At 70.8% G+C, this 14,116-nt stretch carries 15 protein-coding genes and 1 pseudogene; 7 read left to right on the top strand and 9 right to left on the bottom strand.

The window, feature by feature from the left end; translation table 11 throughout:
- Positions 1–186 precede the first annotated feature (186 nt).
- The 4 genes from nhaA to AC4BEG_RS18145 all read left to right on the top strand — a co-directional run bounded on the left by nhaA (position 187) and on the right by AC4BEG_RS18145 (position 3,485).
- Positions 187–1,578: a Na+/H+ antiporter NhaA gene (gene nhaA / locus AC4BEG_RS18160; RefSeq protein ID WP_490706897.1), complete on the top strand. Its 1,392-nt coding sequence runs from the start codon at positions 187–189 to the stop codon at positions 1,576–1,578.
- A gap of 106 nt (positions 1,579–1,684) precedes the next feature.
- A complete protein-coding gene (locus AC4BEG_RS18155) occupies positions 1,685–2,146 on the top strand; it encodes a phage holin family protein (RefSeq protein ID WP_490706896.1) in 462 nt (153 codons plus the stop codon).
- Positions 2,143–3,069 (top strand): alpha/beta fold hydrolase, encoded by a 927-nt coding sequence (locus AC4BEG_RS18150; RefSeq protein WP_490706895.1) that lies wholly within the window; start codon positions 2,143–2,145, stop codon positions 3,067–3,069. Before AC4BEG_RS18155 ends, AC4BEG_RS18150 begins: the two co-directional genes overlap by 4 nt.
- 212 nt (positions 3,070–3,281) lie before the next feature.
- Positions 3,282–3,485 (top strand): hypothetical protein, encoded by a 204-nt coding sequence (locus tag AC4BEG_RS18145; RefSeq protein WP_490706894.1) that lies wholly within the window; start codon positions 3,282–3,284, stop codon positions 3,483–3,485.
- A gap of 280 nt (positions 3,486–3,765) precedes the next feature.
- On the opposite strand, the gene AC4BEG_RS18140 is transcribed toward AC4BEG_RS18145, so the two are convergent.
- From AC4BEG_RS18140 to nth, 3 genes are read right to left on the bottom strand one after another with little or no spacing between them, the layout of a single operon-like run.
- A complete protein-coding gene (locus tag AC4BEG_RS18140; RefSeq protein WP_490706893.1) occupies positions 3,766–4,965 on the bottom strand; it encodes a MarP family serine protease in 1,200 nt (399 codons plus the stop codon).
- 12 nt (positions 4,966–4,977) lie between these two features.
- Complete coding sequence (locus AC4BEG_RS18135) at positions 4,978–5,661, bottom strand: NUDIX hydrolase (protein ID WP_490706892.1); 684 nt, start codon at positions 5,659–5,661, stop codon at positions 4,978–4,980.
- Positions 5,658–6,479, bottom strand: coding sequence for an endonuclease III (nth, locus tag AC4BEG_RS18130; RefSeq protein WP_490707116.1), 822 nt, complete (start codon positions 6,477–6,479; stop codon positions 5,658–5,660). Before nth ends, AC4BEG_RS18135 begins: the two co-directional genes overlap by 4 nt.
- A gap of 392 nt (positions 6,480–6,871) precedes the next feature.
- On the opposite strand from nth, the gene AC4BEG_RS18125 reads away from it, so the two are divergent.
- Positions 6,872–7,546, top strand: a complete 675-nt coding sequence (locus tag AC4BEG_RS18125) for a Crp/Fnr family transcriptional regulator (RefSeq protein WP_201870436.1) — start codon at positions 6,872–6,874, stop codon at positions 7,544–7,546.
- A gap of 326 nt (positions 7,547–7,872) precedes the next feature.
- Here AC4BEG_RS18125 and AC4BEG_RS18120 read toward each other — a convergent pair whose 3' ends face one another.
- From AC4BEG_RS18120 to sp36, 5 genes and pseudogenes are all read right to left on the bottom strand, one after another.
- Positions 7,873–8,703: an MBL fold metallo-hydrolase gene (locus AC4BEG_RS18120; protein ID WP_490706891.1), complete on the bottom strand. Its 831-nt coding sequence runs from the start codon at positions 8,701–8,703 to the stop codon at positions 7,873–7,875.
- Positions 8,700–9,701: an NUDIX hydrolase gene (locus tag AC4BEG_RS18115; protein ID WP_490707115.1), complete on the bottom strand. Its 1,002-nt coding sequence runs from the start codon at positions 9,699–9,701 to the stop codon at positions 8,700–8,702. The genes AC4BEG_RS18120 and AC4BEG_RS18115 overlap by 4 nt, the downstream gene beginning before the upstream one ends.
- 135 nt (positions 9,702–9,836) lie before the next feature.
- Positions 9,837–9,959, bottom strand: a pseudogene (locus AC4BEG_RS18110) (NUDIX hydrolase); the annotation flags it as partial.
- Positions 9,960–10,097: 138 nt separating this feature from the next.
- On the bottom strand, positions 10,098–10,562 hold the full coding sequence (locus AC4BEG_RS18105) for a RidA family protein (protein ID WP_490706890.1): 465 nt from the start codon (positions 10,560–10,562) through the stop codon (positions 10,098–10,100).
- Complete coding sequence (sp36, locus tag AC4BEG_RS18100) at positions 10,559–10,717, bottom strand: Sp36 family protein (RefSeq protein WP_003967454.1); 159 nt, start codon at positions 10,715–10,717, stop codon at positions 10,559–10,561. The genes AC4BEG_RS18105 and sp36 overlap by 4 nt, the downstream gene beginning before the upstream one ends.
- A gap of 72 nt (positions 10,718–10,789) precedes the next feature.
- Between sp36 and bagA the strand changes: the two genes are divergently transcribed.
- Positions 10,790–11,767 carry an ATPase BagA gene (bagA, locus tag AC4BEG_RS18095; protein WP_490706889.1) on the top strand — a complete coding sequence of 326 codons (978 nt, stop codon included), beginning with the start codon at positions 10,790–10,792 and terminating at the stop codon, positions 11,765–11,767.
- Positions 11,768–11,936: 169 nt separating this feature from the next.
- The gene (bagB, locus tag AC4BEG_RS18090; RefSeq protein ID WP_490706888.1) at positions 11,937–13,307 is read left to right on the top strand and encodes an ATPase BagB; all 1,371 of its coding nucleotides are present in this window, start codon (positions 11,937–11,939) and stop codon (positions 13,305–13,307) included.
- Between the two features lie 310 nt (positions 13,308–13,617).
- On the opposite strand, the gene AC4BEG_RS18085 is transcribed toward bagB, so the two are convergent.
- Complete coding sequence (locus AC4BEG_RS18085; protein ID WP_030829787.1) at positions 13,618–13,953, bottom strand: WhiB family transcriptional regulator; 336 nt, start codon at positions 13,951–13,953, stop codon at positions 13,618–13,620.
- Between the last annotated feature and the right edge of the window lie 163 nt (positions 13,954–14,116).

Genomic DNA, 14,116 nt, shown 5'->3' with positions numbered 1-14,116 from the left:
CGGACCAGGTCAGCGCGGTGTACAGATAGGGGGCGCTCCCGCCCGGCGGGAGCGCCCCTCACCTATCCGGGTTAAAGTTGAGATCCGTCGCGTCAAAACCGCGACAAGAGTGAAGAGGCGAGCCGGGAAGTCTGGTCGGCACACACCACCTGTGTATCTGCCCCACCGACCTCAGGAGGCCCGCACGTGGCCGCGCCCGCCCGCCGCACCTTCCTCGGACGTCAGTCGCTCCCCGAGCGGACGTTCGTCACCGACGCACTGCGCACCGAGACCGTCGGCGGCGTCATCCTGCTCGTCGCCGCCATCGCCGCGCTGATCCTCGCGAACACCCCGCTCAGCGGTTTCTACACCGACGTCAAAGAGTTCTCCTTCGGCCCCGAGGCGCTGCATCTGCATCTGTCGGTCGCCTCCTGGGCCACCGACGGTCTGCTGACCATCTTCTTCTTCGTGGCCGGGATCGAGCTCAAGCGCGAGCTGGTCGCCGGAGAGCTGCGCGACCCCAAGGCGGCCGCACTGCCCGTGGTCGCCGCCGTGTGCGGGATGGCCATACCCGCGCTGGTCTACGTCGCCGTCGGCGCGGCCGGAGGCGGCAGCCTCCAGGGCTGGGCGGTACCGACCGCCACCGATATCGCCTTCGCGCTCGCCGTCCTCGCGGTCATCGGCACCGCGCTGCCCGCCGCCCTGCGCGCGTTCCTGCTCACCCTCGCCGTGGTCGACGACCTCGGCGCAATCCTGATCATCGCGATCTTCTTCACCAGGAACATCCACCTCCTCCCCCTCGTGCTGTCCTTCGCCGGACTCGCCCTCTTCTGGCTGCTGCACCGCAAGGGCGTACGCGGCAGCTATGTCTACGTACCGCTCGCCGTGGTGATCTGGGCCCTGATGCATGCCAGCGGGGTGCACGCCACCGTCGCGGGCGTCGCGATGGGCCTGATGCTGCGCTGCACCGTGCACGACGGCGAGGAGCGCTCCCCCGCGGAGCGCATCGAGCACCGGGTACGACCGTTGTCGGCGGGCCTGGCGGTGCCGCTGTTCGCCCTGTTCGCCGCCGGAGTGCCCATATCCAGCGGTGCGGTCGCGGACGTCTTCACCCGCCCCGAGACGCTCGGCGTTGTCCTCGGACTCGTCGTGGGCAAGACCGTCGGTGTCTTCGGCGGCTCCTGGCTGGCCGCCCGCTTCACCAAGGCCGAGCTCAACGAGGACCTGGCCTGGGGCGATGTGCTCGCGGTCGCCTCACTCGCCGGAATCGGCTTCACCGTCTCGCTCCTCATCGGCGAACTCGCCTTCCCCGGTGACCCGGTGCTCACCGAGGAGATCAAGGCGGCGGTGCTCATCGGGTCGCTGTGCGCCGCGCTGGTCGCGGGCGTCCTCCTCAAGATGCGCAACAACACGTATCGGCGACTGTGTCAGGAGGAGGACCGGGACGACGACATGGATGGCATCCCCGACATCTATGAACTCGACAGCCCGGAATACCACCTTCGGATGGCCGCGATCCATGAGGCGAAGGCCGCCGAACACCGGCGGCTTGCCGAAATGGCCGCCGCTGGGGACTCCGACGACGATGGTCCGGCATGATCTGAGAGGCTTGACATCCGCGGAATCGCGCAGAAGAGGCAGCAAGCGCGTACAACGCGGCACATCGCAGCGAGCGGAAGACGTACAAGAGCAGAGGGAGATGGCGATGAGCGCAGCCGACGACGGCGGCAACCGCAGCCTCGGCCAGCTGGTGGCCTCGGCGACCACCGAGCTGTCCGCGCTGGTGCACGACGAAATCGCGCTGGCCAAGGCCGAGCTCCGGGTGGGGGTCAAGCGCGCCGCGGTCGGCAGCGGTGCCGGTATCGCGGCCGGGGTGCTGCTGCTGTTCTCGCTGCCGGTGCTCAGCTTCGCCCTCGCCTACGGTCTGCGCTCCTGGACCGGTCTCGGCCTCGCCTGGTGCTTCCTGATCGTGGGCGGTATCTACTGGCTGATCGCCGGAATCCTGGGCCTGCTGGCGCTGGTGAAGTTCAAGAAGGTCAAGCCGCCCAAGAAGTCCATCGCCTCGTCCAAGGAGACGGCCGCGGTCCTGGGGAGCGTCAAGCCGCATCCGCGTGCATCGAGCAACGGCGGACGCTCCGCACGGGATGTGACACGCTCGTCGGCATGACCGTCCCTGATACCTCCGCGTCGGTCGTACGGCTCGACGGCCCCTGGACCCACCGGGACATCGCGGCCAACGGCGCGCGTTTCCACATCGCCGAGCTGGGCGACGGCCCGCTGGTGATGCTGCTCCACGGCTTTCCGCAGTTCTGGTGGACCTGGCGGCACCAGCTGACCGCACTCGCCGACGCCGGCTACCGCGCGGTCGCGATGGATCTGCGCGGGGTGGGCGGTAGCGACCGTACGCCCCGTGGCTACGACCCGGCCAACCTCGCCCTCGACATCACCGGGGTGGTGCGCTCGCTGGGTGAGCCGGACGCCGCGCTCGTCGGCCATGACCTGGGCGGATATCTGGCGTGGACGGCCGCGGTGATGCGGCCGAAGCTGGTCCGGCGGCTGGCGGTGGCCTCGATGCCGCACCCGCGCCGCTGGCGCTCGGCCATGCTCGCGGACGTCCGGCAGAGCGCCGCCAGCTCCCACATCTGGGGCTTCCAGCGGCCCTGGCTGCCCGAGCGCCAGATGGTCGCGGACGACGCGGCGGCCGTGGGAGAGCTGATCCGCGACTGGTCCGGTCCTCAGCTGCCCGATGACGAGACCGTCCAGGTCTACCGGCGGGCGATGTGCATCCCCTCGACCGCGCACTGCTCGATCGAGCCGTACCGCTGGATGGTGCGCTCGCTGGCGCGACCGGACGGTTTCCAGTTCAACCGGCGGATGAAGCGTCCGGTGCGGGTGCCGACGCTGCACTTGCACGGATCACTCGACCCGGTGATGCGCACCCGCAGCGCGGCAGGCTCCGGGGAGTATGTGGAGGCGCCGTACCGCTGGCGGCTCTTCGACGGGCTCGGTCACTTCCCCCATGAGGAGGACCCGACCGCCTTCTCCACCGAGCTGATCAACTGGCTGAAGGACCCCGAACCGGACCGCTGAGATTCTCCCCTGGGGATCGTCGGCGGGTGGCTCACCAGCCTCCAGTGGAGCACGGCCGAGCACCGCTGAGTGGGGCCCGGTGTGCGGATAGCGACCACCCCATGGCGACCGTGCGAACAGGTGTCTTACGAACAGCCAATTGCCTGGCGCATAGGCCAATTGCCGCAGCCAGCGGCGATTACGGACCTTGGGCCAGGGGCAGACTCCGGCGTATGGGCTGGACTCACGACTACCGTGACGCACCAAGCGGCCGCGGCTCCGAAGCCGCCGCTGCTGCCAATGCCGCGCTGAGCGTTTCCGAGCGGGGCGGCTCCGGGCCTACCCAAGGCCATGACCCCCATATCGGGATTCCCCGCATCATCCGCCGCCGTGCCCGCTGGGTGTCGGCACGGCTGCGCCATCCACGCGGCCGCTAGGCGTCAAAGGCACCACCACCGTCACCGACGGTAGCTGCGACGTGCCCGACAGAATGAGGGCGCACCGCTGGGGGCGCGCCCCGTACTGCGTAGCCCCTGTCCGGTGGGTCTTTGAAGAGCAGCCCGCAGCGTCTGGTGCCGTGGATCGCAAGGCGGAGGATCGACCTCGTACTGGGCGTACTCGGGCGACTTTCGACAACGCAGCCGGGGGCACCTCCCAGCGGTAGCTGGGGGCGCGGTGCCAGGCGTCGCGGGCCCGACAAGACCCGCCGGACAGGGCCTAGAGGGCGCACCCCTGGCTGTCCACCGGCTGCTCGGCCGAACGCCCCTGCTGGGCGTCCTGGGCCACCTCGTCCGCCGTCAGCGCGTACCCGGTGTCCGCGTCGTCGAGGGACTTGGCGAAGACCACGCCGTACACCCGGCCCTCCGGGGTGAGCAGCGGGCCTCCGGAGTTGCCCTGGCGCACGGTCGCGTACAGCGAGTACACATCGCGGTTGACGGTGCCCCGGTGGTAGATGTCCGGGCCGTTGGCATCGATACGGTCGCGGACCCGCGCCGCGCGTACGTCGAAGGCGCCGTTCTCCGGGAAACCGGCGACGATCGCGTCATCGCCGCTGGTCGCGTCCTCCTGGGCGAACTGGAGCGCCGGTGCGCTCAGCGAGGGCACGTCGAGGACCGCGATATCGCGCTTCCAGTCGTAGAGCACGACCTTCGCGTCGTAGAGCCGGCCCTCGCCGCCTATCTGGACGGTCGGCTCGTCGACCCCGCCGACGACGTGCGCGTTGGTCATCACCCGGTGCGGGGCGTAGACGAAGCCGCTGCCCTCCAAGACCTTGCCGCAGCTGGGGGCGGTGCCCACCACCTTCACGATGCTCTGCTGGGCGCGGGTGGCCACCGGGGACTGCGCGAGCGCGGGGTCCGGCTGGGGCACCGAGGTGATCCGCTCGTTGGCGAAGGGCGCGAAGACCTGCGGGAAGCCGTTCTGGGCGAGCACCGAGGAGAAGTCGGTGAACCAGGTGTTCGCCCGGTCCGGGACGACCTGGTCGACCCCGAGCAGCACCTTGGAGTTGCGGACCTCCTTGCCGACCGTGGGGAGCGAGGTCCCGGCCACCAGGGAGCCGATCAGCCAGGCCACCATCAGCATCGCCAGCACGTTCACCAGGGCGCCGCCCGTGGCGTCCAGGGCGCGCGCCGGTGACCAGGTGATGTACCGGCGCAGCTTGTTTCCCAGGTGGGTGGTGGCCGCCTGCCCGACCGAAGCGCACACGATCACCAGGGCGAGCGCCACGACGGCGCCGAATGTGCCGGGGGACGCTCTGTCGGTCGCCCCGTCCCAGATGACCGGCAGCAGATAGACCGCGACCAGCCCACCGCCGATGAACCCCGTCACCGACAGCACGCCGACGACGAAGCCCTGGCGATAGCCGATGATCGCGAACCACACGGCGGCGAGCAGCAGCAGGAAATCCAGCACATTCACCGAGACACCGTCTCATGCACGCCAATCGAGCGGGACGCGCTTGGCTCGGTCCCAGGGCCGTTCCCATCCCGCGAAATGCAGTATGCGATCGATCACTCCGGCGGTGAAACCCCAGACCAAAGCTCCTCCGACCAGAAACGCGGGCCCTGTGTGACCACTCGGATGCGCTGTGGTCGCCCGATTCGCCGGATCCGTGAGATCCGCCACGGGCACGCTGAAGACCCGGGCCGTCTCCCCCGGATCCACCGGCCCGACCGGGCTCGGCCGGTGCCACCAGCCCAGCACCGGTGTGACCACGAACCCGCTGACCGGGATGTAGAGCCGGGGCAGCACGCTGAACACCTGGACCCCCGCGGGGTCGAGCCCGGTCTCCTCCTCGGCCTCGCGCAGCGCGGCGCGCAGCGGGCCCGGACCGTCCGGATCGCCGTCCTCCGGGTCGAGCGCACCCCCGGGGAACGAGGGCTGGCCGGCGTGGGAGCGCAGCGAACCGGACCGCTCCATCAGCAGCAGCTCGGGACCGTGCGCCCCCTCCCCGAAGAGCACCAGCACGGCGGACGGGCGGCCTCCGGCCCGGGGCGGCAGAAACCTGCTCAGCTGGGACGGCTCGATCGTCTCGGCCGCACGGGCCAGGGGCAGCAGCCACTCGGGCAGCCCCTGCGCGCTGACCCGCACCTCTCCGCCGTATGTGCTCGTCACTCGGCGGCTCCCAGCGGGGCCGCGGGCGGGCCCGGGTAGTCGGCCGGGGGACGCAGCCGCTGACCGGGCTGGCCACCCATCTCGTACTTCAGCAGCTTCTTCGCCTTGTCGGGGTCCGTCTCGCCCTCGCCGTACGCCGGGCAGAGCGGGGCGATCGGGCAGGCGCCGCAGGCGGGCTTGCGGGCGTGGCAGACACGGCGGCCGTGGAAGATGATGCGGTGCGAGAGCATCGTCCACTCGCTCTTCGGGAAGAGCGCGGCGATCTCCGCCTCGACCTTCTCCGGATCCTCCTGATCGGTCCACTTCCAGCGCCGCACCAGCCGCCCGAAGTGGGTGTCCACGGTCAGACCCGGCACCCCGAAGGCATTGCCGAGCACCACATTGGCCGTCTTGCGGCCGACGCCGGGCAGCGTCACCAGGTCCTTCAGCCGGCCCGGCACCTCACCGCCGAAGCGGTCGCGCAGCGCGGCGGACAGGCCCAGCAGCGACTTGGCCTTGGCGCGGAAGAAGCCGGTCGGCCGGATCAGCTGCTCCAGCACCTCGGGGTCGGCGGCCGCCATGTCCTCGGGGGTCGGATAGGCGGCGAAGAGCGCCGGGGTGGTCTGGTTGACCCGCAGATCGGTGGTCTGGGCGGACAGGACCGTGGCGACCAGCAGCTGGAACGGGTTGTCGAAGTCCAGCTCGGGATGGGCGTACGGATACACCTCGGCGAGCTCGCGATTGATCCGCCGGGCGCGGCGGACGAGCGCGAGACGGGACTCGGTCTTGGTGTCGCCGGACGTCGGCTTGGCGTTGGACGCAGGCTTGGCGTTGGACACCGGCTTGGCGTTGGACGCAGGCTCGGTCTTGGCCGCAGGCTTCGTTTTGGACCGGGCCGGAGACGCGGACGTGTCCGTGGAGGTGGTGGTTGATTTGCCCGCCTTCGCCACTTTCGTCGACTTGGCGCGCCGCTGTTCGCCGACAGCGGAATTGCGAGGTGCGGTCACCCGTCCGGCCCCCTTGCCCTGTGCTCTCACCGGCGTATTGGACACCCGGCCAGCCTAAGCCCAGGCGCCGACATCCGGCCCGAGCAGAGCGGAGAGGCGCTCAATCGGACCCCTGCCGTTCGGTCCGGAAGGCCGGTGCGTCAAACTTGTGATTGATCGCACTGTTTTACCGTCCGGCATCATGGGGACGACGGTCCCCTGTGCATGTCGACAAGGAGAGACTCGTGGACGACGTTCTGCGGCGCGCCCCGCTCTTCGCGGCGCTCGATGACGAGCAGGCCGCTGAGCTGCGCGCCTCCATGGGAGAGGTCACCCTCGCGCGGGGTGACGCACTCTTCCACGAAGGGGACCCCGGCGACCGCCTGTACGTGGTCACCGAGGGCAAGGTGAAGCTGCACCGCACCTCTCCCGACGGCCGCGAGAACATGCTGGCCGTGCTCGGCCCCGGCGAGCTGATCGGCGAGCTGTCGCTGTTCGACCCCGGCCCGCGCACCGCCACCGCCACCGCCCTCACCGAGGTGAAGCTGCTCGGCCTGGGTCACGGCGACCTCCAGCCGTGGCTGAACGCCCGGCCCGAGGTCGCGTCCGCGCTGCTGCGCGCCGTGGCACGCCGACTGCGCAGGACCAACGACCAGATGTCCGACCTGGTCTTCTCCGACGTCCCCGGCCGTGTCGCCCGCGCGCTGCTGGACCTCTCGCGCCGCTTCGGCGTGCAGTCGGAGGAGGGCATCCACGTCGTCCATGACCTGACCCAGGAGGAGCTGGCCCAGCTGGTCGGCGCCTCCCGCGAGACGGTCAACAAGGCGCTCGCCGACTTCGCGGGCCGTGGCTGGCTGCGACTGGAGGCCCGTGCCGTGATCCTGCTCGACGTCGAGCGCCTCGCGAAGCGCTCCCGCTGACAGGACGATGCGGGACCGCATCACGGAAGTTGCTTCCCGCATCACGGAAGCCAGAACCGAAGGGCCCCTGCCGGATCTCCCGGCCGGGGCCCTTCGGTTTGTCTCTCCCGTTTCGCCTCGTCCAGGGAACGGGCGCGGAGCGCGCTCAGGGCGCCCGGGAACGTTCCCTGGCGGATGAAGGCCCGACCTGGCCCGTGACCACTCCCCGTACGCCTCCGTGCGCCTTCGCGCGGGCGCGTACTGTCCCGCAGGGGGCGCGCAGTCTGACGAGCGCCCTGCTCGAGCGCCCGCGCCCTGTGCCCTGTGCCCTGCGCTCCCCGCCCCGCTCAGATCAGCCCGTGCTCCCGCAGATAGTCCAGCTGAGCCCGGACCGACAGCTCCGCCGCGGGCCACAGCGACCGGTCCACATCCGCGTACACATGCGCCACGACCTCATCGGGTGTGCGATGTCCGTCCTCCACAGCGGTCTCCACCTGCGCCAGCCGGTTGGCCCGGTGCGCGAGGTAGTACTCCACCGCGCCCCGCGCGTCGTTCAGCACCGGCCCGTGGCCCGGCAGCACCGTGGACACCCCGTCGTCCACCGTCATCGAGCGCAGTCTGCGCAGCGAGTCCAGATAGTCGCCCAGCCGCCCGTCCGGGTGCGCGACCACGGTCGTACCGCGCCCGAGCACCGTGTCACCCGTGAGGACCGCCCCGTCGGCCGGGAGGTGGAAGCACAGCGAGTCGGCCGTATGGCCGGGCGTGGGCACCACCCGCAGTTCCAGCCCGCCGGTGGTTATGACATCCCCCAGCTCCAGCCCCTCGTCCCCCAGCCGCAGCGCCGGGTCCAGGGCGCGTACCCGCGTCCGCGTCAGCTCGGCGAAGCGCGCCGCGCCCTCCGCGTGGTCCGCGTGGCCGTGGGTGAGCAGCGTCAGCGCGACGCGCTTGCCCGCCCGCTCCACGGTGGCGATGACCTCGGTGAGGTGGGCATCGTCGAGCGGCCCGGGGTCGATGACCACGGCGAGGTCGGAGTCCGGCTCGGCGACGATCCAGGTGTTGGTGCCGTCCAACGTCATGGGCGAGGGGTTCGGCGCCAGGACGCAGACGGCCCGGTCGGTGGCCGGGCCGCCGATCGCGCCTCCGCGCGGCTGACCGGGCAGCGAGGCTGCGTTCGTCATGCGGAGGATCCCCCCGTGGTGCCCGTGGTACCCGTGGTACCCGTGGTACCCGTGGTACCCGTGGTACCCGTGGTGCCTTCCGGGCCCGCCGGACCAGCCGGACCCGTCGCGCCCGTCGCGCCCGTCGCGCCCGTCGCGCCCGTCCAGATGTGCTTGGTGAACTCGTCGTGGCCCGGCCAGCTCAGCACCAGCTCACCGTTCTCCAGCCGCGCCTGCGCGAGGACCGGGGTCAGATCGCGGTCGGCGGCCGCGGCCAGCGCCTCGCCGACCGAGCCGTACGGCCGCAGCTGGCGCAGGGTCGCGATGGTCGGCGGCATCATCAGCAGCTCACCACGGTCGTAGCCGTCGGCCGCCGCACCCGGCCGGATCCACACCGTCCGGTCCGCTTCCGTGGAGGCGTTGCGGGTGCGCTGCCCCCGCGGCAGCGCGGCCACGAAGAACCAGGTGTCATAGCGGCGCGGTTCGAACTCCGGGGTGATCCAGCGGGCCCAGCAGCCCAGCAGGTCCGAGCGGAGCACCAGCCCTCGGCGGTCGAGGAACTCGGCGAACGACAGGTCGCGGGCGACCAGCGCCGCGCGGTCCGCCTCCCAGTCGTCGCCCGTGGTGTCCGCGACGACCGTGTGCGGGGTGGGCCCGGCGAGCAGCACGCCCGCTTCCTCGAAGGTCTCGCGGACCGCCGCGCACACGATGGCCTGCGCCTGCGTCCCGTCGTTCGCGTCGAGCCCCAGCCGCTGCGCCCACTGGGCGCGCGAGGGCCCGGCCCAGGCGACCATCCGCTCGTCGCGCGGATCGACGGAGCCGCCCGGATAGGCGTACGCGCCTCCGGCAAAGGCCATGGAGGCGCGTCTGCGCAGCATGTAGACGGCGGGGCCACCAGGGGCGTCCCGCCCGTCGCTGACGGATTCCCCGGGCCCCGCGGACTCGCCGCGCTCCCCGGTCTCCCCCGTCTCCCCCGTCTTCTCGGTCGCGCCGGTGTTCCCGGTGTTCCCGGTGTTCACGGTGGTTCCGGTGCCCCGGGTCGTCCCGATCCCGCCGGTCGCTTCGTCGGTTCCCCCATCACCCCCGGCATCCTGCGCGGCACTCTCGAGCCGCTCGGATGCGTAAACGCCGTCCCCGTCCCGCCCGTCCTGTCCGTCCCGCAGCAGCAGCACGGTGGCGGCCCGGCGCGGCGTCACCGGTGTGAGCTCTCCGGCCGACAACAGCCGGATCCGCTCAGGCCACTCGGGCGGGTACCACTGGCCATTCGTAGTGGACATGGCCGGATGCTATGCGTTTGTGGGCGGATGTTCGAGGGGCACCCACCGCCCCCGACCGGGACCGGTGGCCGGATCCAGATGATGCGCCGACCGGACCGGTCCGCGACCTCCACCTGAGTCCGGCCTCGCCCCGTGCCGCTAGTCCGCGACCTCGACCTGGATCTCGACCTCGACCGGCGCGTCGAGCGGCAGCACCGCCACACCGACCGCGCTGCGCGCGTGCACACCCGCGTCGCCCAGCACCTGGCCCAGCAGCTCGCTTGTGCCGTTGACCACACCCGGCTGCCCGGTGAAGTCCGGTGCCGAGGCCACGAAACCGACGACCTTGACCACCCGCACGACCTTGTCGAGATCGCCCACGACGGACTTCACGGCGGCCAGGGCGTTCAGCGCGCAGATCCGCGCCAGCTCCTTGGCCTCCTCCGGGGTCACCTCGGCGCCGACCTTGCCGGTCACGCCCAGCTTGCCCTCGACCAGAGGCAGCTGACCCGCCGTGTAGATGTACGAACCGGTGCGGATCGCGGGCACGTACGAGGCGAGGGGCGCCGCGACCTCGGGCAGCGTCAGACCGAGCCCGGCGAGCTTGTCCTCGACGGCGCTCATGCCTTCTCCCGCTTCAGGTAGGCCACCAGCTGCTCGGGGTTGTTCGGCCCCGGAACGACCTGGACCAGCTCCCAGCCGTCCTCGCCCCAGGTGTCCAGAATCTGCTTTGTGGCGTGTACCAGCAGCGGCACGGTCGCGTATTCCCACTTCGTCATGAGCCCGACTGTAATGCCTCTCCGCCGGGGCCTCGTGCGTAGCCCGTGGGGCGACTGGTTAGGCTCCCCAGTGTGAGCAGGCTCCATGTCGTCAGTGGCAAGGGCGGAACCGGCAAGACCACGGTCGCCGCGGCACTCGCGCTGGCCCTCGCGGCCGATGGCAAGCGCACGCTGCTGGTTGAGGTCGAAGGCCGCCAGGGCATCGCGCAGCTCTTCGAGACGGAAGCGCTGCCCTACGAGGAGCGGAAGATCGCTACCGCGCCGGGCGGTGGTGAGGTGCACGCTCTCGCGATCGATCCGGAGTACGCCCTCCTCGACTACCTCCATATGTTCTACAAGCTGGGCTCGGCCGGACGCGCCCTCAAGAAGCTGGGCGCGATCGACTTCGCGACCACGATCGCCCCCGGGCTGCGCGACGTGCTGCTGACCGGCAAGGCGTGCGAGGCGGTCCGCCGCAAGGGCAAAGACGGGAAATTCGTCTACGACTCCGTGGTCATGGACGCCCCGCCCACCGGCCGGATCACCCGCTTCCTGAACGTCAACCACGAGGTGGCGGGGCTGGCCCGGACCGGCCCGATACACAACCAGGCACAGGCCGTGATGCGCGTCCTGAAGTCTCCCCAGACGGCGGTCCACCTGGTGACGCTGCTGGAGGAGATGCCGGTCCAGGAGACCGCGGACGGCATCGCGGAACTGCGCGCCGACGGCCTGCCGACCGGCGCGGTCGTCATCAACATGGTGCGGCCCGCGATCCTCGACCACGACGCCGTCGAGATCGCCGCGAACGGGCAGCGCGCGGCGGTCGCGAAGGCGCTCTCGCAGGCGGGTCTGGGCGGCGCGCGCCGTGGCGGCCTCGCCGAGCGCCTGGTCGATCCGTTGCTGGAGCAGGCGCGCGAGCATGCGGAACGGGTCGGGCTGGAGCGGACGCAGCGGGCCGAACTGTCCGATCTGGGGCTGCCGCTGCACGAGTTGGAGCTGCTCACCGACGGCATCGACCTGGCCGGGCTCTACCGGCTGGCGGCGGATCTGCGCAAGCAGTGGCCGTCGTGAGCGCGGCTGTTGCGGCTGTGGTGAGCGCGGCTGCTGTGAGGGCGACGATCGTGAGGGCGGCTGTGGTGAGCCCGATCTCAGGCAGGCGCGGCGTGGACAGGCCGGGCCGCGCGGGCGAGACGGTCGGCAGGGGCTTGATGGGCGGTACGAGCCGTACGCAGGAGGCGGCATGAGCATGGACGTGGCACCCCGGCTGGAGACCGACGCGCTCCTGGACGACCCGCAGACCCGCATCGTGGTGTGCTGCGGCTCCGGAGGCGTCGGCAAGACGACCACGGCCGCAGCCCTGGGCGTACGGGCCGCGGAGCGCGGCCGCAAGGTCGTGGTCCTCACCATCGACCCGGCACGTCGGCTGGCCCAGTCGATGGGCATCGACGCACTCGACAACATCCCGCGGAAGGTGGCGGGCGTCGGCGACGAGAACGGCGGCGAACTGCACGCCATGATGCTGGACATGAAGCGGACGTTCGACGAGTTCGTCGAGGCGCACGCCGATCCCGAGCGCGCCCGCGCGATCCTGGCGAACCCGTTCTACCAGTCGCTCTCGGCCGGTTTCGCGGGCACGCAGGAGTACATGGCCATGGAGAAGCTCGGCCAGTTGCGCGCCCGCGACGAGTGGGACCTGATCATCGTCGACACTCCGCCGAGCCGCTCGGCACTGGATTTCCTGGATGCGCCGAAACGTCTCGGCTCGTTCCTGGACGGCAAGTTCATCCGGGTGCTGATGGCGCCGGCGAAGGTCGGCGGCCGGGCCGGGATGAAGTTCCTGAACGTGGGCGTCTCGATGATGACGGGCACGGTCAACAAGGTGCTGGGCGGACAGCTGCTGCGCGATGTACAGACGTTCGCTGCCGCAATGGACACGATGTTCGGCGGATTCCGCACCCGCGCGGAGGCCACCTACCGGCTGCTCCAGGCTCCCGGTACAGCCTTCCTGGTGGTGGCCGCCCCGGAGCGGGACGCCCTGCGCGAGGCCGCGTACTTCGTCGAACGGCTGGGGGCGGACCGGATGCCGCTGGCCGGGCTGGTGCTGAACCGGGTGCACGGCAGCGGGGCCGAACAGCTCTCCGCGGAACGGGCGCTGGCGGCCGCGGAGATCCTCTCCATGGCGGACGTCGCCACGGACCCTGCGACAGCTCCGGATCCGGAACCAGAAACGGAAGCAGAAGTGGATCCGGACGCGAGTGATCCGGCCAACTCTGGCGACGGCGAAGAAAATCTTGCCGACGGCGGATTTGTCGATCGTGACTCAGGGAAGACTCAAGCGCGGAACCCCTCGGCAGCGGACCCCGACGTCTCCCCCACGTCGGCGGACACGTCGGCGGAGCGGCTCGCCGCGGGACTGCTCCGGCTGCACGCGGAGCGTATGCAGGTGCTCGGACGCGAGCAGCGTACGCACGACCGCTTCACGGCGCTGCACCCCGAGGTTCCGGTGGCCCAAGTAGCCGCACTCCCCGGAGATGTACACGACCTGGCAGGGCTGCGGGCGATCGGTGAGCGCTTGGCGGTCCCGATGGAGCGCCCCCAACGCGCGGGCTGACCCCCAGCAGTCCCAGCAGCCCCAGCAGCCCCAGCAAGGAGCAACCACCCAGCAAGCGGCGCCTACACACACGTGCCGACGCACATGTGCCGGGCACAGGACAGCAACGCCCTGTGCCCATACGGAATTGCGTGCCCGTACGGCGATGCAACGCGCCCACCACCCCCACCACACCCGCGCCGAGGCCGAGCCCGAGGGCACCCCCCATGGCGCCCTCGTCAAGCTCATGCTTCGCGCTCAGAGTGGGCAGACCCCCCTGGGCCGCGGGCCGCATCGCCCGTCCTCCAGGACATGCCTCACCCCGCCACCGCTATCCGACGGCGGCGAAGCGCTCGTACTCCTCGTCGTCGAAGGGCAGGATGCCCGCACTCCGCTCATACTCGGTGCGCGCGGTTTCCAGCAGCCTGCGCCAAGAGGTCACCGTCGGCCGACGGCGCAGCAGTGCCCGCCGCTCTCGCTCGGTCATCCCTCCCCACACACCGAACTCGACACGGTTGTCCAGAGCGTCCGCAAGGCACTCGGTGCGCACCGGGCATCCGGTGCAGACCGCTTTGGCCCTGTTCTGTGCCGCGCCCTGGACGAACAGTTCATCTGGATCAGTAGTGCGGCAGGCGGCCTGCGCACTCCAGTCGGTTACCCAGCCCATGCTGGCGCCGTCCTCTCCCGAATCGGAGCTCCCCCACGGCGACTAACGGCATATGCACCGTCGCCAGTTGAGGACGTTACGGAAGGTGGGCAGGGCGCAACACCCCCTGCGGGCCCAATCTTGGATGGCCCGAACGGACTATGGGTACGCGGCAGATCACCCA

The sequence above is a fragment of the Streptomyces sp. JLBJ103 genome (assembly GCF_058215575.1).
This window is presented reverse-complemented; position numbering and strand designations above follow the sequence as displayed.